This is a genomic window from Massilia aurea (assembly GCF_040790145.1).
Lineage (GTDB): Bacteria > Pseudomonadota > Gammaproteobacteria > Burkholderiales > Burkholderiaceae_D > Telluria > Telluria aurea_C.
On record NZ_JBFMMP010000003.1, the window covers coordinates 23009 to 42368 of the forward strand.

Consider the following 19360-nt stretch of genomic DNA (forward strand, 5'->3'; position numbering starts at 1 on the left):
CGCCGCAGTGTCAAGGTTGATGTTGTTTCGCAAGCCGCGTTCCACGCCCATTCCAGCCCGGCAAGTAGGCGCCCCGACAGCCCATTTCGGTGGAAAATATGTGCGCCGCCTGTGGATAACTTTGTCCGGTGCGGGTAAAATAGCGTGTTACGTATCAACAAGCGAAGTAATGGAAAATTTTTGGCAGACCTGTTCCGCGCAGCTAGAGCTCGAGCTCACGCCACAGCAATATAGCGCGTGGATCAAACCGCTGGTCGCCCTCGACTACGAAGACGGCAAGCTGCGCGTGGCCGCACCGAATCGCTTCAAGCTCGACTGGGTCAAGACACAGTTTGCCACCCGCATCACGGAGTTGGCCGCCCAGTATTGGGAAGCGCCAGTCGAGGTGCAGTTTGTGCTCGACCCTAAAACGCACCCGTCCCGCAACACGGTCAGCGCCGGTGCGTCCGGTTCCACCGCGACGGTCGACTTCAACGCCCCGCGCCCTGCGCCCGGCGCCGAACACCCGAGCCCGAACAATGGCCAGGGCAATGGCCCGAACCATAACCAGAACCTGAACATCGCCAACTCGCCAAAACGCGAGCAAAGCCGCATCAACACCGAACTGACCTTCGACAGCTTCGTGACCGGCAAGGCCAACCAGCTGGCGCGCGCCGCCGCGATCCAGGTGGCGAACAATCCGGGCGTGTCATACAACCCGCTGTTCTTCTACGGCGGCGTCGGCCTTGGTAAAACCCACCTGATCCACGCGATCGGCAACCAGGTCATGGCCGACCAGCCGAACGCGCGCATCCGCTACATCCACGCCGAGCAGTACGTGCGCGACGTCGTCACCGCCTATCAACGCAAGGGCTTCGACGACTTCAAGCACTACTATCACTCGCTCGACATGCTCCTGATCGATGATATTCAATTCTTCGGCGGCAAAAGCCGCACGCAGGAAGAGTTCTTCTATGCGTTCGAGGCTTTGATCGCCGCGAAGAAACAGATCATCATCACCTCGGATACCTATCCGAAAGAGATCACGGGCATGGACGACCGCCTGATCTCGCGTTTCGACTCTGGCCTGACGGTGGCGATCGAGCCGCCGGAACTCGAAATGCGCGTCGCGATCCTGCTGAAAAAAGCGCAATCCGAAGACGTGACGCTGTCGGACGACGTGGCCTTCTTCGTGGCCAAGCACCTGCGCTCGAACGTGCGCGAGCTGGAAGGCGCGCTGCGCAAGATCCTGGCGTACTCGCGTTTCCACGGCAAGGACATCACGATCGACGTCGTGAAAGAAGCGCTGAAAGACCTGCTGTCGGTGCAGAACCGCCAGATCTCAGTGGAAAACATCCAGAAGACGGTGGCCGACTTCTTCAACATCAAGGTCGCCGACATGTACTCGAAGCGCCGGCCGGCCAACATTGCCCGCCCGCGCCAGATCGCCATGTACCTGGCCAAGGAACTGACGCAAAAGAGCCTGCCCGAGATCGGCGAACTGTTCGGCGGACGCGACCACACGACCGTGCTGCACGCGGTGCGCAAGATCGCGGGCGACCGTCAGAAGAATCCCGAATGCAACCACGAGCTGCACGTGCTGGAACAGACCTTGAAGGGCTGATCCGGGCACATCAGTCAGGAAATCTTGTCTTTGCCTGTGGCAATGGCACAATGTCGTATTAGTAATTATTTCACCAAACAACGTACTGAGGATATCTATGCAATTGGTCAAATCCACCCGAGATACGCTTCTCCGGCCACTGCAGATCGTGAGTGGTATTGTCGAGCGTCGGCACACTATGCCGATTCTGGCCAATATCCTCATTCGCAAAGATGGCCAGAACGTGTCGTTCCTGTCGACCGACACCGAAGTGCAGATCACCACGCACGCCAATATCGGCGCCGGCGACGACGTGGCCGGCACGACGGTCGCGGCGCGCAAGCTGCTCGACATCCTGCGCGCGCTGCCGGAATCAGGCGACGTCACGATGACGTTGCAGAACAAGCGCCTGGCCGTGCAGAGCGGCAAGTCGCGCTTCGCGCTGCAGACGCTCGCGGCCGAGGAATTCCCGACCGTGTCGATCGCCGACACCTATAACGCGTCGGTCACGCTGCCGCAAAAGACACTCAAGCACCTGTTCAACATGGTGTACTTCTCGATGGCCCAGCAGGACATCCGTTACTACCTGAACGGCCTGCTGCTGGTGCTCGACGGCAGCAGCATCATTGCCGTGGCGACCGACGGCCACCGTCTGGCGTTCTGCTCGGTGGAAACCGAACAGCAGTTCGAGCGCCAGGAAGTCATCATCCCGCGCAAGACCATCATCGAACTGCAGCGCCTGCTGGAAGAAAACGATGAAACCGTGCGCCTGGACATCGCGGCGTCGCAGGTCAAACTGACCTTCGCCGACATCGAGCTGGTCTCGAAACTGGTTGAGGGCAAGTTCCCTGACTACACGCGCGTGATTCCGAAGGGTTACAAGAACGATTTCACGATCAGCCGCGATGAACTGCTGCGCTCGCTGCAGCGCGCCGCGATCATGACCAGCGACAAGTTCAAAGGCGTACGCTGCATCATCGAGCCGGGCGTCATGAAGATCAGCTCGACCAATGCCGACCAGGAAGAAGCGGTCGAAGAACTCGAGATTGACTACGGTGGCGATTCGATCGACATCGGCTTCAACGTCACGTACCTGCTCGACGTGCTCAATAACCTGAAGTGCGACCAGGTCAATATCGCACTGGGCGACTCGAACTCGTCGGCGCTGATTTCGATTCCTGAAGTTGGCGACTTCAAGTATGTCGTCATGCCGATGCGTATTTAAAGGTTGAGTGCCAGACGGCGCATCGCCAGTAGTGAGCCTTGAAACCGTCATTCCCGCGCAGGCGGGAATCCAAGTATGTCGGCATATCGAGCAAAATTGGGTTCCCGCCTCCGCGGGAACGACGGTTCTCGGTTGCAGGCCGCAAGCAACCGGATCCACCCGTTTTATAGAAAGTAGTCCATGTCCGAGAATACCCCAGCAGAGAATATCCCCGCCGTCCCGGTGGATGATTACGGCGCCTCCTCGATCCAGATCCTGGAAGGCCTGGAAGCGGTGCGCAAGCGCCCGGGCATGTACATTGGCGACACGTCCGACGGCACCGGCCTGCATCACCTGGTGTTCGAAGTGCTGGACAACTCGATCGACGAATCGCTGGCCGGCCACTGCACCGAAATCCACGTCACGATCCACTCCGATAATTCGATTTCGATTACCGACAACGGCCGCGGCATTCCTGTCGGCCTGAAAATGGACGACAAGCACGAGCCGAAACGCTCGGCGGCCGAGATCGTCCTGACCGAACTGCACGCTGGCGGCAAGTTCGACCAGAATTCGTACAAAGTCTCGGGCGGCCTGCACGGCGTGGGCGTCTCGTGCGTGAATGCACTGTCAAAACTGCTGCGCGTGACGATCCGCCGCGACGGCAAAGTGCACCAGATGGAATTCGTGCGCGGCGTGCCGCAAAATCGCGAACTGGCAATGGTCAACGGCATCGAAGTATCGCCGATCAAGGTCATCGGCGAGACCGACAAGCGCGGCACCGACGTGCACTTCTGGGCCGACGAGACCATCTTCAACCACGTCGAATTTCACTACGAAATCCTGTCCAAGCGTATCCGCGAACTGTCGTTCCTGAACAATGGCGTGAGCATCAAGCTGACCGACCAGCGTTCGGGCAAGGAAGAAATGTTCGCGTTCGAAGGCGGCACGCGCGGTTTCGTCGAGTACATCAACAAGGCCAAGAACGTGCTGCACCCAACCGTCTTCCAGGCGACCGGCGAGCGCATGTCCGACCAGAACACGAACATCTCGGTCGACGTTTCGATGCAGTGGAACGACGCCTTCAACGAGCAGGTGCTGTGCTTCACGAACAACATCCCGCAGCGCGACGGCGGGAGTCACCTGACCGGCCTGCGCGCAGCGATGACGCGCGTCATCAACAAGTACATCGACGAACACGATTTCGCCAAGAAGGCCAAGGTCGAGATATCGGGCGACGACATGCGCGAAGGCCTGACCTGCGTGCTGTCAGTGAAAGTGCCGGAACCGAAATTCTCGTCGCAGACCAAGGATAAACTGGTCTCGTCCGAAGTGCGCGGCCCGGTCGAAGAGATCGTCGCCAAGACGCTGACCGACTTCCTGGCCGAAAAGCCGAACGACGCCAAGATCATCTGCGGCAAGATTGTCGAAGCAGCTCGCGCCCGCGAAGCGGCGCGCAAGGCACGCGACCTGACGCGCCGTAAAGGCGTCATGGACGGCCTGGGCCTGTCGTCGAAACTGGCCGACTGCCAGGAACGCGACCCGGCGCTGGCCGAACTCTACATCGTCGAGGGTGACTCGGCAGGTGGCTCGGCCAAGCAGGGCCGCGACCGCAAGTTCCAGGCAATCTTGCCGCTGCGCGGCAAGGTGCTGAACGTGGAAAAGGCGCGCTTCGAAAAGATGCTGTCGTCGGAGCAGATCACGACCCTGATCGCCACGCTCGGCACCTCGATCGGCCCGGACGAATTCAACGTCGAGAAATTGCGCTACCACCGCATCATCATCATGACCGATGCGGACGTCGACGGCGCCCACATCCGTACCCTGCTGCTGACGCTGTTCTATCGCCAGATGCCGCAGCTGGTCGAGCGCGGCCACATCTATATCGCGCAACCGCCGCTGTATAAAGTAAAAGCCGGCCGCGACGAACGTTATCTGAAGGATGACATCGAAGAAGCAAGCTACATGATGACGTTCGCGCTCAATACCGCGTCGCTCATCCCGCGCGATGGCGCCGAGCCGATCAATGGCGAAGCGCTGGGCGAACTGGCGCGCCAGTACAACCTGGCCAACACCATCATGATGCGCCTGACGCGCGTGATCGACCGGGCAGCACTGACCGCGATCTTCAGCGGCGGCGTCGCGCTCGACCTGACCACGCTCGAGAATGCCGAAGTGTCGGCGCAGGCGATGGAAAAAGCGATCGACGATCCGGCCGTCAAGGTCAAGGTGCGCTCGGACGACCTGTCCGACAAGCACGCGCTGCGCATCGAACGTATCTACCACGGCAACGTACAGGTGACGTCGATTGACGCCGACTTCGTGGCAGGCGCCGATTACACGGTGCTGGCCAACTCGGCAGCGACGTTCCAGGGCCTGATGGGCGAAGGCGCGATCGTGCGCCGCGGCGAAGGCGAGCGTATGAAAGAGTTTGCGGTGCGCGACTTCCATGCAGCGATGCTGTGGTTGCGTGAAGAAGCCGAGCGTGGCGTGTCCAAGCAGCGCTATAAAGGGCTGGGCGAGATGAACCCGTCGCAGTTGTGGGAAACCACGATGGATCCGACCGTGCGTCGTCTGCTGAAGGTGCAGATCGATGATGCGATCGCGGCGGATCAGATCTTTACGACGCTGATGGGGGATGACGTGGAGCCGCGGCGGAATTTCATTGAGGCGAATGCTCTGCGGGCCGGAAACATTGACGTTTGAGTAAGTAGATATGTTTGCCAGCTAGGGCGAAACTTTGGTTTTTCCCTAGCAGAGATCTGAATTTCAAGTCGAGATCAGGCTTCCAAGAATCGAATGATCTTCGCAGCAAGGTCGGGATCGCGGAGCTCACACTCCCATATCACCAAAGTCTGCCACCCCGCCTCCACCAACTCGTGGAGATTGCGCTCGTCTCTTGCTTTATTCCCTTTAAGCTTGGACTGCCAAAATTCAGGACGAGACTTCGGCACTCGAGCATTTCGACAACCAGTATGAGAATGCCAAAAGCATCCATGTACGAAAATCACCCTCTTGCGTCCGTTGAATACAATATCTGGACGACCTGGCAGTTGTGCGACATGCAGCCGATAACGGTACCCTGCATGATATATGAGACGCCGTACGAGAAGTTCTGGCCGCGTATCCTTACCGCGAACCCTTGACATCACTTCGCTGCGCTTCGTGGCACTCAGTGTGTCAACCATCTTGCCTCCCCCTTAGGACTCGTCATCACAAGAAGCTTCCGCTACCATTGATGCGACTCAATGAGCGTCACGCTCAAAGTTGGGGGGATACAACGATATTTCAAACTCGAATGGCCACATCGGTGGAACAAGATTTGAAATACTGTATGGGCGTACAGTAAAATACATCATCGCTGGTAGGATGGTGGTGAGTTCTCCTCCTCAACAGCAAAACCTCGCCAACAACACATTTTTTGATTTGACATTGATATGACAATTAACTCGATTGAATTATTTGCCGGCGCCGGTGGCTTGGCCCTCGGGTTTTCGAGTCAACATGTGACACACAAGGCTATCGTCGAGTGGAACTCGCACGCTTGCAATACGATTCGAATAAATAAGCAGTCGAATGTGAGTCCGATATCGCACTGGCCGGACGTCATCGAAGGTGACGTCCGAAATTTAGATTACAGAGACTTTAAAGAAATTGACTTGGTAACTGGAGGTCCTCCGTGCCAGCCTTTTTCGCTGGGTGGCAAGCACGGCAGTTTTTTAGATCAACGTGACATGTTCCCTCAAGCAATTCGTGCTGTTCGTGAAAATCAGCCGCGCGCGTTTGTTTTTGAAAATGTCCAAGGACTAACGCGAGCCGCATTTTCGGATTACTTTAACTATATTTTATTGCAATTGGAATATCCTTCGCTATTATCGAGGGAAGGTGAAGAATGGCTCAACCATCTAGCGCGACTTACTCAGCATCGAAAGTCCGGAGCGCTAAGCGAATACAATATTCAGTGGAAGCTAGTCAATGCCGCTAACTATGGAATCCCTCAGAAACGCATGCGTGTTTTTATTGTCGGATTTCGCGCAGATTTAAACATAAATTTCAAATTTCCCTCTGAGTCCCACAGCCTACAATCACTGCTATTATCACAGTGGAAAACGGGATCTTACTGGGATTACCATAAAGTAGCCAAAAAAGATCGGCCTATACGTCCACTGACGATTGATCGTGTGCTGAAGAAAATCACTGAAGCGGATGATATTTCTGAGCTATCGACGCCTTGGTTGACTGTGCGAGACGCTATCTTCGATCTCCCAGACCCAGAAAGAAACTCTACATCAACAATGATACAAGCCCATAAATTTCAGCCTGGTGCGCGAATTTATGCAGGCCATACAGGAAGTCCGCTCGACGAGCCCGCGAAAGCGTTGAAGGCTGGCGATCACGGCGTACCGGGAGGTGAGAACATGTTGCGTAGGCCCGATGGTACTGTGAGGTATTTTACTGTCCGCGAGTCGGCTCGCATACAGACATTTCCCGACTCATTTATTTTCTCAGGGACTTGGAGCGAAACAATGCGACAGTTAGGGAATGCGGTGCCAGTTCGTTTGGCCTCTGTGATAGCCGAAAGTGTTTGCATTTCCCTACGCTCGGCTAGACAAGAAAATCTCGAACTTGCCGCTTAATCTTGAACCGGGTTTAACTCCGTTCCGTGCGGATAATTTTTATTGGATTTATATAACACCATTCCGTAACTAATGACCGCACCTCGCCAGCCCTCACCAAGATGATTTACTACGGCTTGAAGTAAATCTTTTGCGGTATGGCGGCTGGCTTTTAAGTCAATCTCACTTTTCAAATTCTCCGCATCAACTTCGTATCTGAAGACATATGGCAGCTGAGATTTCATGGCAGACAGTAGATGCCCCAGCCCCACTTTATGATTTTCATCAAGATTAACATTGATGAGATAATCTTCAATTATGCGGTGTTCCTGATCAAATTTTCCTGGCTTGGTTGTATCTCTTTCCCTCCCCGGATCCTTTGGTCCGAAACCAGCACCATTCCACATTCCTGCATATTCCTGACGAAACAATCCTATTAGGATATCCTCATTGGCTGCAGTACTCATACTTTTATCAAGCAACAGCGCTTTATAAGAGAGAGAATCTAATATTATGTTCTTTCGGCCGCGCAATTTTGTAAGGTGCTGTGAGAGTCGCTCTTTTACGTTATTAGCTTTACCGATATATTTCGGCTGACCTTCATAAATTAAGACATAAACACCTTGAGATGTTCGGGACTCCAACTGAAAATCTTGCAGCCGCATAATCGCCGCATCATTGAGATCCGAAGCTGGTAATATTTCAAGGGTGTCTTTTAGTTGATGTGACACGGTGCGAAGAAAGTCGAATACGTAGAGGTCGTGCAAAATAGCCGCCGATAAATGTTGCTGAGACCCTATGCTAACTGATTTAGGCGCACCAGTCTTGGTCAGACAGAAACACAAAAATCGCAGTGTTTAGGTTAGGAGTCCTCGCAACAGGGAGGTAGGAGATTGTTGACATCAAATTGGTGTTTTTGATGGGTCTACTCAACAGTGCCATAGGATCTGTCAGGGCACTCATAGGCCTGAATGGCCGCCCACTTGGCAGCTTACAACAACCATGCTGTCGACGATCACGACATCATACGTTCGTGACCCGGCAGTAAATGCGTGGGTCCTGCAAGCTGCGAACGGTCGCTGCGAAGGCTGTGATGCTCTTGTGCCGTTCATGGGGGGCGACGGCTTGCCTTACCTCGAAGTCCATCACGTCATGCCACTGTCGAGCCACGATTCCGATACCACGACCAATGCCGCCGCCTTGTGCCCGAATTGTCATCGTCGCTGCCATTCTTCCATCGATCGCGATGAATTCAAGCTCGCCTTGTGTCATAAAATTCCTCGACTCATCATCGAGGCGCCGTCGTTCGATTGACAACCTAACTCAAGCGATTTTCTGCTGGCGCGTTTGATGCCAGCAGGCGGTAGGTTCGCGGACGGCCGGGGCGCTTACGGCAACCGAATCTTGACCACTGCATTCCCGGACGTCACATACAGCAGCCCTTTGCCATCCGTAACAGCACCGCGCACTTCGCCCAAGCTCCCCGGCAAATCCCCGACGCGCAACGTCGTCGCCCGCGTCGTCCCAGCCACCGTAGTCACCACGCCAGCTGGTGTAATCCTGCGCACCAGATTATTCACCGCATCGGCCGCATACACAGTGCCCTGCAGATCAACCGTCAGCGCCACCACCTGCTCGAACCGCGCCGCATTGCCGGTGCCGTTTATCGCGCCGCGAGCATTTTGCGCGCCTGCAATCGTAAACAGATTGTCCGACCCAAAATTCGCCGTCGGATTCCAGCGGCTGATCTCGCGCTCGAGGTCGAACAAGTACACAACATTGCTGCTATCGACCGCCAGCCCACGCGGCGCCATCGTGCGCGTGCCGAACAGGTCGCCCACCGTGTTCTGCCCTTCCAGTATCCCCGTCGTGGCCGCGCCGATGGCGAACCGGCGCGTGCCGTAGTTGTTGGTGATGTAGAGATTGTTATTGGCATCGACCGCAATCGCGCCTGGTGTCACTTCGGGCCGGCTCGCCGTCGCGACGTTGCCGCCAATCGGGATCGTCGTCACCGTCGCGACCTGCCCCGCCGACGTGATGCTCCGGATAGCCAAATCATCCGCGACATACACCGTGCCGCCGCTCCCCACTGTCAACGCCACTGGATTGACGAAGCGCGCATTGGCGGCGGCGCCGTTGGTGAGTCGGCTCTGCCCTGCGCCGCCCGCCAGCGTGGTGACGACGCCTTCCGGCGTGATCTTGCGGATGGTGTAGTTGCCGCGGTCGGCCACGTACACATTGCCGCTGCTGTCGATCGCCAGGCCGTGTGGGTTGTTGAAGCGTGCCGCGCTGCCGGTGCCGTCCATCGTGCCGTCGGCGGTCGGGTCACCGGCGAAGACCGAGAGCGCTGCCGTTGGTGCGGGTGGGGGCGTGTCGTCGTCTTCGTCGTCCTTGTCCTTCGGGATGCCGTCGCCGCAGCCGGCGACCAGCGCCATCAGGACGGTGGCGCCGAGGAGTTTCAGGCGGAGGCGGGACACATCGGTTACGGGGCGGCGCATTGTTGGATTCTCCAGAAAGTATCGCGGACGATGCTATCACGCGGCATCGGGCGTGCAGGTGCTACTGGCCATGGCAGGCGCATAAACTGTTGCGGACGTCATCGTTTTGCCCGCCTCCTGAGCGGGCCAAAATACATTGGTGGTGCGCTGCGTACTTGGGTTCCCGCCTTCGCGGGAACGACGTTTTTAGGCTAACAAAAGAACGAGAGAGCTGATTTAACTAGGCGGCGACTGTCCAGAATCCCCGTACTTTCTTTTCCACATGCGGCAATTGTCCGCTTGACATACGGCGCCGAGTTCCTTAAAGTCGAAATTATGTCTTTCACCCTGCATCTGTCGAACTTTCTCCCTGCCGCTGGCGCGCTATCGCTAGCTGCACTGCTACTACGCGCCTGATCGTTCGGCCGTACGCCCGGCACTCGCCGGTCTCAACAGCAGCAGGAAGTCGCCCAGATGTCTACCACGCCACAATTCGCACCATCGTTTTTCCTCACCGGGTCCATCTTGGCGGCGAGCGCTCGCGTTTCATTCGCACTGGCGCTGCTAAAACTACCGACCGGTTGCCGGGCCTCGCGTTTCGTGGCCCGCCCGGCAGCCTCCGCCACCCACGCCCGCAAAGCCCAGTGAACAAACCCATCAGGAGCACCCGATCATGTTGAACAACCCTGCCGCCAAGTACCGTCCCTTCCCAGCCATCGACCTGGCCGACCGCCAGTGGCCAAGCCGCACCATCACCACGCCACCGATCTGGATGAGCACCGACCTGCGCGACGGTAACCAGGCCTTGATCGAGCCGATGAGTCCCGAGAAAAAGCTGCGCTTCTTCAAGATGCTGGTCAAGATCGGCATCAAGGAGATCGAGGTCGGCTTCCCGTCCGCGTCGCAGACCGATTTCGATTTCGTGCGCATGCTCGTCGACGACAAGCACATTCCGGACGACGTCACCATCATCGTGCTGACCCAGTCGCGCGATGAGCTGATTCGCCGCACCGTGGAATCGGCGGTCGGCGCCAAGCGCGCCATCGTCCACGTCTACAACTCAGTCGCGCCGGTGTTCCGCCGCGTGGTGTTCAATATGGAGCGCGACGAGATCGTGCAGATTGCCGTCAAGGGCACGCAGCTGATCAAGGACCTGGTCGCCGAGCATCCGCAGACCCAGTGGGGTCTGGAGTATTCGCCGGAATCGTTCTCGACGACCGAGCTCGATTTCTCGAAGCAGATCACCGATGCGGTCAGCGCCGTCTGGCAGCCGACGCCGCAGAACAAGATGATCGTCAACCTGCCATCGACCGTCGAAGCGGCCACGCCGAACGTCTACGCCGACCAGATCGAGTGGATGTGCCGCAATCTGAACAACCGCGAATCGCTCGTCATCAGCGTCCACCCGCACAACGACCGCGGCACCGCCGTCGCTGCCGCCGAACTGGCGGTGATGGCCGGCGCCGACCGCGTCGAGGGCTGCCTGTTCGGTAACGGCGAGCGCACCGGCAACGTCGACCTGGTCACGCTGGCGATGAATTTGTACACGCAGGGCGTGCACCCGGGCCTGGACTTCTCGGACATCGACGCGGTGCGCCAGCTGGTCGAGGATTGCAACCAGCTGCCCGTGCACCCGCGCCATCCGTATGCGGGCGATCTGGTGTTCACGGCGTTCTCTGGTTCGCACCAGGATGCGATCAAGAAGGGCTTCGCCAAGCAGCAGGCCGACGCCATCTGGGAAGTGCCGTACCTGCCGATCGATCCGGCTGACCTGGGTCGCAGCTACGATGCGGTCATCCGCGTCAACAGCCAGTCGGGCAAGGGCGGCATGGCGTATCTGCTCGAACAGGAATACGGCCTGCAACTGCCGCGCCGTCTGCAGATCGAGTTCTCGCGCGTGGTGCAGCGCCAGGCCGACGAGAGCGGCCGCGAAATCAACCCGGCGGACCTGCACGCACTGTTCGCGCGCGAGTACCTGGATCAAGAAGAGCCGTATCACTACATCGCGCACCGCATGACGGAAGACAGCGCGCACGACGTGCAGCTCGAAGTCGACGTGGCGCGCCACCATGCGCCGCAGGTGTTCTCGGGCCGGGGCAACGGGCCGATCGACGCCTTCGTCACGGCGCTGGGCCTGGAGATTCGCCTGATGGATTATCACGAGCATGCGATCGGCTCGGGCGCCGATGCACGTGCAGCGTGCTATGTCGAGCTGCGGGTGGGGAATGGGCCGACGCTGTTCGGTGTCGGCATCGACAGCAATATCGTGACGGCGTCGTTCAAGTCGGTGCTGTCGGCGGTGAACCGGCATGTGGTGAGTGCGGAGCCGAATTCGGATGCGTTGGCGGCATAAGTGAGAAACTTGGGCTCCCGCCTTCGCGGGAGCGACGTTGGTTTAGTGATCAGTAAGGGCGGCGTTGCGGACTGTTTGCAACGCACGTTGGCCTAAAAACCGTCGTCCCCGCCCTCGCCGGGCGCCTTGGCGGGGACCCAAGTTCATCAACCGAAGTCCCGCCCGCTCATCCGATCCACAATCTGCAACGACGCCCTCTCACTCATCACCAGCACGAGTTTCAATCGCGCCCGCGTCATCCCCACGAACAGTTTGCGCAGCGCCCGCTCGTCGAGCTCCTCGAAATCGATCTCGGTAAAAATCAGTGCCGGCGCCGACTGCCCCTTGAACCGGTACACCGATTCAGCCAGCAGCCCGCCTTCACGAAACACCGGATTGCCAAACAAATCATACGCCCCGGTAAACGAGCGCAGCGAGTGCGCGTCGCTCAGCCGATCAAGCTGCAGGATCGCGGATTTTTCGCGGCCGCGAAACGCGCAGATCGCGATGTCTTGCCGGCCGAAGCCGGCGGCCAGGCAGGACGTTACCGCGCGTCGCGTCTGCGCCAGCATCGCTTCCACGTCGCCTTCCGGATAGGTCAGTTCTTCAATGTCGGCGCCCTTGAACGGGCTGCCCGCCTCCACCGGCTGGTGCGACGCGCCGATGGACGTGAGCATGTCGACGATCTGGCGCGGGCTGCGGTAGTTGGTGTGCGAGTGCAGCGTCACCCAGCCCGGCAGCGGCACCATCGCGCGGCCATACAGGTTCTGGTCAGGGTCTTCCATCCAGATCGCGCGCCCGCCCTCTTTCAGCATGCGCAGCACGATGTCGCGCCATGCCACCGAAAAATCCTGGCCTTCGTCGACGATCACGACATCGAATTGCCAGGTCTCGGGCAAGGTGGCGTCGGCCATCGACGTTTCGATCTTGTCCCACACATCGAGCGCGGCGTAATCGGGCGTGACGTCCTGCGCGCGCAGCCAGGCGTCGGACAGCATGTGGAAGGTCGCCACCCGCCCCCCGCTGGGCACCAGCCGTTCGATGTGGTCGGCCAGCGGCCGGTTGAAGCAGACGTACAAAGGCCGCAGGCCGGCGTCGATCGCGGCCGTGTATTCGGCCAGCGCCAGCTGGGTCTTGCCGCTGCCGGCGGTGCCGATCACGTGCAGCCGGAAAGGCGAGAACTCGAGCCGCCGCGCCCACGTCGTCAGGCCGCCCGACAGCTTGGTGACCATGGCCACTGCATTGCCGATCATGGCGCTCGGATCGGGCCGCAGATTGAGCGTGTCGCCCAGAAAACGCGTGACCTTGTCGAAGTCGTCGGTGCGTTCGGTGACCGGCAGCGCTTCGCGGATCACGCGCGCCAGCTTGGGTTTGTTGGACGCGTCGATGATGTGGTCGGCGTCGATGCCGGCCAAAGGCGCGTCGCGCACGATGTAGTCGGGGCAGTACAGCAGGTAGTCAATCGACAGCGCGCCCTGGTAGCGCTTGGCCAGGCCTTCGATGGTGGCCAGGATCTGCGTGCGGATCTTGCGCGGCTTGCCCTGGTAGCTTTTCACCAGGCCCTCCGGCGTCTCGTTCAGGAAGCCGGCGACCTGCTCGATCACCAGGATGCGCCCGTTCGGCGCGAGCACGATGAAGTCGACATCGCCATACACCGAGTAGCCCTGCTCGACGTTCGTCCAGTGCACGCCGTGGTAGATCACGTACGGCGTGTCGGCCAGGCGCTGCTCGAGATACGCCAGCGTCTCGATTTCGCGGGCGGCGGCGCCCGTGACGGACATCTCGCGCCAGCCGCTTGGTTGGATATGGGCCATGGTGTCCGCTACGTTAATAAGGTGGAAACTATTGTAAGACTGTTTGCACGATAGTCACACACCGTTGTCCACAGCACGCACTCGGGCCGTGGAAAACCGTCGAATGGTTGCCTGAGCGAAAAATCTATTGTGGCCTGACGGCAATTCGGTGCACACTTTCGCTCATCCCGTTTCGTGCAGGCTCCCTTGTGTATTTCCCATCAGCGTTCCCGGACATCCTGAGCATGGCGCTGCGCCGCTGCGCCCTGGTGCTGTGCGCGCTGCTGATGCTGATCGCTTGCGGCGCGGCGCAGGCCGGCGTGACGTATCGCTTCGGCGGCGCGTCGATTTCCGGCTGCTCGCTGTCTGGCAAGGTATACACCTGTCCCAGCACCGCAGGGCTGGCGTATGACGACCGGGTCGTCATCGACACCGGCTACACCGTCAACGTACAGTCGGATGTCGCGTTCCAGTACACCCAGTACCTGACCATGTCGGGCACCGCGCGCCTGACCAGTACCGGCAACCTGAACATCGGCGACATCACGACCAGTAACATCAGCATCACGGGCGGCTCGTTCAGCGCGGGCAAGACCTTCTCGGTCGGCGCCCAGCCGCAGACCATCCGGGCCGACATCACTGCCGCGAGCATGATGCTCGGTACCGGTTCGACGCTGCAGATCACCGGCACGGTGGTCTCCACCGGCGCCGTACAGATCGCGTCGAACACCACGATCACCGGCCCGGTCACCGGCACCGCCATCACCATCGGCACGCCGGTCAAAATCACCGGCAACGTCAAGGCGACCACCAGCCTGTACCTCGGTTCCGGCAGCACCATCGACGGCGACGTCGACACCGGCCAGATGACGCTGCAGACCTCGAACGCGCTCATCACCGGCAACGCGGCGGTCGACTTCGCGAAGCTGGAGTGGAACGGCCGCGTGGCCAAGAAGATCATCTGCAAATCGGGCACGCGCGCCGGCATGTGCGACTGCGTGGACAACCAGAGCGGCAATCCGGTCAACAGCGCCAATGGCCCGACGTGCGAGTCAGCCAAGCCGGCGACGGGCGCATTGCAATACCTGCTGATCACGCACGACGGCAGCGCCGGCACCTGCACGGGCGAAAGCGTTACCGTCACTGCCTGCGCCAACAGCAGCTGCAGCGCGCCGCACTTCACCGGCGGCGCCAGCGCGACGCTGCAACCGGGCGGCGCCGCGATCAACACCGGCGCCACCGGCACCACGACGGCCAACGTATCGAGCATCGCCAGCGGCGTCGTCAAGCTCGCGCTGACCGGCACCTCGGCCTCGGTCCAGTGCCTCAACAGCGCAACCAGGACGTCCAGCTGCGACATGAACTTCACCGGCGACGTCAACTTCGACATCAAGGTCGCCGATCACAAGGCCGGCAACGCCATCACCGCCACGATCCAGGCGCTCAAGGCCAATTCGACGGCCACCGCTTGCGTCCCGGGCTTTAACAACGAAACGAAGAACGTCGAGTACAGCTGCAACTACGTGCTGCCGACGTCGGGCAAACTCAGCATGAGCCTGGATTCCACGCCAACCGTGGCGAACGACACAAAGTCGTTTGCCTGCAACACGACCGGCACGACGCCCCTGGCCACCAGCTTCGACAGCACCGGCACGGGCAAGCTCACGCTGGTCTATCCCGACGCCGGCAAGGTGGCGCTCAACGCCAAGTTCGACAAGATCACGGGCAAGGATGAATTCATCGTGGCGCCGGACCATGTCGATTTCGAGATCACCGCAGGCCTGCGCGCCGGCGCCGACTTCAACGTGAAGCTGCTGGCCGAGAACCTGGCGGGCGACATCACGCCGAATTTCCATGCGGCCGGCCTGAACGCCGACACGGTGCTGGGCAAGAACGCGACGCTGACGACGCTCGGCCCCGATTGTATCGGCGGTGGCCTGACCGGCAACCTGCCCAGCGTGGCGGTGGAGTTCACGCAAGGCGTGGCGACGGCCACGATGAACTTCAACGAAGCGGGCTACCTTGACCTGTTGGCCACCCGGGCCAACTTCCTCGGCAGCGCCATCGGCATCAGCAGCACGACCGGCGGCATGGTGGGCACCGTCTGCACGGCGAAGGTCGGCCCGTTCGTGCCGTGGGCGTTCCAGGTCGAGCTGAACGACGCGGCGCGCAAGGCCGCCAACTTCTACTATGCGGGCGAACCGATCATGCTCAAGCTCACGGCCATCAACCGCAAGGGCGAGCTGACGAAAAATTATCCGAAAGGCTTCGGCGCCGGTCAGACCATCAGGTTCAGCGCGCTGCAAGAGAACGGCACGCCCTTCACGACCACACCCGGCACGCTGAGCGGCACGTACGCGGCCAATGGCTTTTCGTCCGGCGTGACGCCGTTGACCGAGCAGCCGATTCCACAGCCGGCCTTCACGACCCCCAGGCAGGCGCCGCTGCAAATCCGCCTGCGCGCCGACAATGGCGAGACCAAGCCGGAATTGTTCATCACGTCCGCCACCGCGCCGGTAGGCACTGGCCTGGCCGAGACGGAACAGGCGCGCCCGTGGATCCGCACCGGTCGTGTGCGCATCGGCAGCCGCTTCGGCCGCACTGGCACGAATCCGATCGAGATGCCGGTGACGGTCGAATACTGGAGCGGCAAGAGCTGGGTGCTGAACGATCAGGACAGCTTTACGGTGATCCCGGCGACTGCCTTCGCACAAACCACGTCAACGGGTAGCACGCCGCCCGCCATCCAGCAGCCGGTGAAACTGACGAAAGGCGCAGGCGTGCTGCCGCTCACGAGCAGCCAGCCGGGCTCGATCAACGTGGCCATCAACCTCGGTGCGTCCGGGCTGGACACGTCATGCCTGTCCACCAAGGGCGCCAGCACCGCCAGCAAGATGCCCTGGATGCGCACGCAGGTCACGTGCTCGGGGCCGGCGGAGGTGCCGAAGCCGACAGACCCGTCGGCGCGCGCCACCTTCGGCATCTTGCCGGCCGAAAACCGCCGCATCATCCATGTGCGCGAGGTGTTCAATTGACGCGCGAGGGCGGCTTCACGATGGTCGAACTGATCATGGTGATGGTGATGGTCGGCGTGCTGGCCGCGATCGGCATTCCCAAACTGATGGGCGGGAACACCACCGGCGCGCTGGTCTTCGGCGATCAGGTGGCCAGCGCGCTGCGCCATGCGCAAAAGTCGGCCGTGGCGCACCGGCGCCTGGTGTGCGTTGGCCTGACGGCGCGCACGGTGAACATGCGCATTCGAACCTCCGAGCTGGCATCGAACACAGGCTGCGACGCCGATCTGAAAGGCGCCGAGAACGGCACGTACGACAGCAGCGATGCGACGGTCGCCATCAAGGATCCGCCTTCCCAACTGTACTTCCAGCCGGATGGCACGATCACCGGCGCGCCCGCCGGTACGCCGCTTGGCATGGTCAACATCACGATCCAGCTCGATGGCCAACCCCAGCGCACGATCAGGCTGGAAGGGAGCACCGGCTATGTCGAATAAGCGGCGCATGGCCGGCGTCACGCTGATCGAACTGGTGGTGGCCATGGTCATTGTCGGCATCGCGCTGGCGGGCCTGGTGACGGTGTATAACCGCGCCAGCATTGCCAGCACCGATCCCCTGATCACGCAGCAGATGCTGGCGATCGGCGAGACGATGATGGAAGAAGTGATGCTCAAGCCGTACGAGTCCACGATCACGGGCCAGGACGCCACGCGCGCGCAGTACGACGAGCTCGACGATTTCACCGACTACAAAAAACAGGCCGTGACCGACGTCGACGGCAATGCCATCGCCGGCCTCGAACGCTACCGGGTCGCCGTGACGGTGGGCGCCGCCGCGCAGACGCTGCCGGGCGTGCAAACGGCGGATGTGAAGCGCATCGTCGTCACCGTCTGGAACGGCGAGCAAAGCCTGGTGCTGACCGGCTGGAGAACCAGGCCGTGAAGCGTTCGTCCATCAAGCCCCAACGCGGTTTCTCGCTCGTCGAGCTGATCGTCGTCATCGTGCTGATCGGGATCATCGGCGGCATCTTCGCCATGCAGGTGTTGCCGGCGATTCGCGCCTACCTGGTGGTGGGCCAGCGCGCGGCATTGACGGGTCAGGCCGATACCGCGCTGCGCCGGATCGTGTGGGACGTGCGCCGCGCCGTGCCCAACTCGCTGCGGGTCAGTGGCAGCCAATGCCTGGAACTGGTGCCAAGCAGCGATGGCGGGCGCTATCGCAACGACCAGGATTACAGCGCGGCCGCCCCGTCGGGCGCGTTTCTCGATGATGACCCGACCCAGAAGACCGTGTTCGATGTGTTGACACAGCCGACCAAACTGCCCATCGCTGGAGACAAGATCGTGATCGGCAACCAGAATCCAAATGATGTGCATGGCGGCGCCAACATCGGTACCGTGCGAAGCGCAGCCGTGTCGTCCACGCCTGGCATTGCCGCCTACAGCATCACGCTCGACGCCCCCGGCCTGCGCGCCCCGGACGGCTACACGGGCGCACGCTTCATGGTCGTGCCGGGCAACGAGCAAACGGTTGCCTACGTCTGCGATATCGGCGCGGGCACGCTGCGCCGCGTGACCTATCCGTCGCTGTCGCCGGCGCCGCGCTGCGCCGCCTCTGGCACTGCGGCGGTAGTCGCCACCGGCGTCACGGCCTGCAACTTCGTCTTTTCCGCCAACCAGGGCGCATCGCAGCAAAGCGGCTTCGTCCAGCTCCAGCTGACCTTGAGCGGCAAGGGCGAATCGGTGCCGCTCACGCTCGGCGCCCACGTGGACAATACGCCATGAACCGCCTTCATCAACAATCCGGTTTCGCCTATATCGCGGCGATCGTGCTGCTGGTGGTGGTGGCAGGGATGGCGGCCGGGCTGCTGCGCCTGACCGGCACCCAGCAAAGCACGGTGAACCAGGCGCTGCTCGGCGCCAAGGCCGGCCTTGCGGCGCGCGCCGGCGTCGAGTGGGGCTTCAAGACCTGCTTGAGCACTGCAGGCGTCACCGATCTGGGCCAATTCAAGACCGAGACCGGCTTCAACGTCAGCGTCACCTGCTCGTTCAAGAACTACCAGGAAGGCGAACGCGCATCCGGCCAGACGAGCATCTCGCAAACCAAGCGCATCGTGCAGATCACCGCCGTCGCCTGCAACGGCAGTACCGCGCGCTGCCCCGACGCTACCAGTGTTGCCAACGCCGAGTACGTGGAACGCGCGCGCATGGCCACCGTCTGCATGGTCGTCGAGCCGGGCGGTACATTCAGCCTCTGCGAGACCTGAGCCCCGGCGCCGGAGGATCGTGCAATCATTCCGGACCATCGCGCGCGCCGCCGGTGGTCTAATGGCACGCTACCCA

At 60.5% G+C, this 19360-nt stretch carries 15 protein-coding genes; 11 read left to right on the plus strand and 4 right to left on the minus strand.

Annotated elements, in window-relative coordinates:
- Positions 1–169 precede the first annotated feature (169 nt).
- From dnaA to gyrB, 3 genes are all read left to right on the plus strand, one after another.
- Positions 170–1603, plus strand: a complete 1434-nt coding sequence (gene dnaA / locus AB2N08_RS06820; RefSeq protein ID WP_367609887.1) for a chromosomal replication initiator protein DnaA — start codon at positions 170–172, stop codon at positions 1601–1603.
- Between the two features lie 97 nt (positions 1604–1700).
- Positions 1701–2807: a DNA polymerase III subunit beta gene (dnaN, locus tag AB2N08_RS06825; protein WP_367609888.1), complete on the plus strand. Its 1107-nt coding sequence runs from the start codon at positions 1701–1703 to the stop codon at positions 2805–2807.
- 180 nt (positions 2808–2987) lie between these two features.
- The gene (gene gyrB, locus AB2N08_RS06830) at positions 2988–5492 is read left to right on the plus strand and encodes a DNA topoisomerase (ATP-hydrolyzing) subunit B (RefSeq protein ID WP_367609889.1); all 2505 of its coding nucleotides are present in this window, start codon (positions 2988–2990) and stop codon (positions 5490–5492) included.
- A 74-nt stretch (positions 5493–5566) separates the two neighbouring features.
- Here the strand turns inward: gyrB and AB2N08_RS06835 are convergent, their stop codons facing one another.
- Positions 5567–5974, minus strand: a complete 408-nt coding sequence (locus AB2N08_RS06835; protein ID WP_367609890.1) for a very short patch repair endonuclease — start codon at positions 5972–5974, stop codon at positions 5567–5569.
- Positions 5975–6223: 249 nt separating this feature from the next.
- Here AB2N08_RS06835 and AB2N08_RS06840 point away from each other — a divergent pair, with 249 nt between their 5' ends.
- Positions 6224–7423, plus strand: a complete 1200-nt coding sequence (locus AB2N08_RS06840) for a DNA cytosine methyltransferase (RefSeq protein ID WP_367609891.1) — start codon at positions 6224–6226, stop codon at positions 7421–7423.
- On the opposite strand, the gene AB2N08_RS06845 is transcribed toward AB2N08_RS06840, so the two are convergent.
- Positions 7420–8169, minus strand: a complete 750-nt coding sequence (locus tag AB2N08_RS06845) for a GIY-YIG nuclease family protein (protein WP_367609892.1) — start codon at positions 8167–8169, stop codon at positions 7420–7422. The two genes, AB2N08_RS06840 and AB2N08_RS06845, sit on opposite strands and share 4 nt — an antisense overlap.
- Before the next feature lie 235 nt (positions 8170–8404).
- Between AB2N08_RS06845 and AB2N08_RS06850 the strand changes: the two genes are divergently transcribed.
- A complete protein-coding gene (locus tag AB2N08_RS06850; protein WP_367609893.1) occupies positions 8405–8716 on the plus strand; it encodes an HNH endonuclease in 312 nt (103 codons plus the stop codon).
- A 74-nt stretch (positions 8717–8790) separates the two neighbouring features.
- On the opposite strand, the gene AB2N08_RS06855 is transcribed toward AB2N08_RS06850, so the two are convergent.
- Positions 8791–9900 carry a hypothetical protein gene (locus AB2N08_RS06855; protein WP_367609894.1) on the minus strand — a complete coding sequence of 370 codons (1110 nt, stop codon included), beginning with the start codon at positions 9898–9900 and terminating at the stop codon, positions 8791–8793.
- A gap of 649 nt (positions 9901–10549) precedes the next feature.
- Here AB2N08_RS06855 and leuA point away from each other — a divergent pair.
- Positions 10550–12232 carry a 2-isopropylmalate synthase gene (leuA, locus tag AB2N08_RS06860; protein WP_367610143.1) on the plus strand — a complete coding sequence of 561 codons (1683 nt, stop codon included), beginning with the start codon at positions 10550–10552 and terminating at the stop codon, positions 12230–12232.
- 146 nt (positions 12233–12378) lie between these two features.
- On the opposite strand, the gene AB2N08_RS06865 is transcribed toward leuA, so the two are convergent.
- Positions 12379–14025, minus strand: a complete 1647-nt coding sequence (locus AB2N08_RS06865; RefSeq protein WP_367609895.1) for an ATP-binding domain-containing protein — start codon at positions 14023–14025, stop codon at positions 12379–12381.
- A gap of 188 nt (positions 14026–14213) precedes the next feature.
- Between AB2N08_RS06865 and AB2N08_RS06870 the strand changes: the two genes are divergently transcribed.
- From AB2N08_RS06870 to AB2N08_RS06890, 5 genes are read left to right on the plus strand one after another with little or no spacing between them, the layout of a single operon-like run.
- Positions 14214–17039, plus strand: coding sequence for a DUF6701 domain-containing protein (locus tag AB2N08_RS06870; RefSeq protein WP_367609896.1), 2826 nt, complete (start codon positions 14214–14216; stop codon positions 17037–17039).
- Positions 17036–17515, plus strand: a complete 480-nt coding sequence (locus tag AB2N08_RS06875; RefSeq protein WP_367609897.1) for a pilus assembly FimT family protein — start codon at positions 17036–17038, stop codon at positions 17513–17515. The genes AB2N08_RS06870 and AB2N08_RS06875 overlap by 4 nt, the downstream gene beginning before the upstream one ends.
- The gene (locus tag AB2N08_RS06880) at positions 17505–17960 is read left to right on the plus strand and encodes a type IV pilus modification PilV family protein (RefSeq protein WP_367609898.1); all 456 of its coding nucleotides are present in this window, start codon (positions 17505–17507) and stop codon (positions 17958–17960) included. Before AB2N08_RS06875 ends, AB2N08_RS06880 begins: the two co-directional genes overlap by 11 nt.
- A complete protein-coding gene (locus tag AB2N08_RS06885; protein WP_367609899.1) occupies positions 17957–18802 on the plus strand; it encodes a prepilin-type N-terminal cleavage/methylation domain-containing protein in 846 nt (281 codons plus the stop codon). The genes AB2N08_RS06880 and AB2N08_RS06885 overlap by 4 nt, the downstream gene beginning before the upstream one ends.
- The gene (locus AB2N08_RS06890; protein ID WP_367609900.1) at positions 18799–19284 is read left to right on the plus strand and encodes an MSHA biogenesis protein MshP; all 486 of its coding nucleotides are present in this window, start codon (positions 18799–18801) and stop codon (positions 19282–19284) included. The genes AB2N08_RS06885 and AB2N08_RS06890 overlap by 4 nt, the downstream gene beginning before the upstream one ends.
- Positions 19285–19360: the final 76 nt, after the last annotated feature.

Coding starts and splice junctions, on each gene's coding strand:
- AB2N08_RS06850 (WP_367609893.1), top strand. CDS start 8,405: ATGCTGTCGACGATCACGACATCATACGTTCGTGACCCGGCAGTAAAT.
- AB2N08_RS06835 (WP_367609890.1), bottom strand. CDS start 5,974: ATGGTTGACACACTGAGTGCCACGAAGCGCAGCGAAGTGATGTCAAGG.
- gyrB (WP_367609889.1), top strand. CDS start 2,988: ATGTCCGAGAATACCCCAGCAGAGAATATCCCCGCCGTCCCGGTGGAT.
- dnaN (WP_367609888.1), top strand. CDS start 1,701: ATGCAATTGGTCAAATCCACCCGAGATACGCTTCTCCGGCCACTGCAG.
- AB2N08_RS06855 (WP_367609894.1), bottom strand. CDS start 9,900: ATGCGCCGCCCCGTAACCGATGTGTCCCGCCTCCGCCTGAAACTCCTC.
- dnaA (WP_367609887.1), top strand. CDS start 170: ATGGAAAATTTTTGGCAGACCTGTTCCGCGCAGCTAGAGCTCGAGCTC.
- AB2N08_RS06840 (WP_367609891.1), top strand. CDS start 6,224: ATGACAATTAACTCGATTGAATTATTTGCCGGCGCCGGTGGCTTGGCC.
- AB2N08_RS06880 (WP_367609898.1), top strand. CDS start 17,505: ATGTCGAATAAGCGGCGCATGGCCGGCGTCACGCTGATCGAACTGGTG.
- AB2N08_RS06890 (WP_367609900.1), top strand. CDS start 18,799: ATGAACCGCCTTCATCAACAATCCGGTTTCGCCTATATCGCGGCGATC.
- AB2N08_RS06865 (WP_367609895.1), bottom strand. CDS start 14,025: ATGGCCCATATCCAACCAAGCGGCTGGCGCGAGATGTCCGTCACGGGC.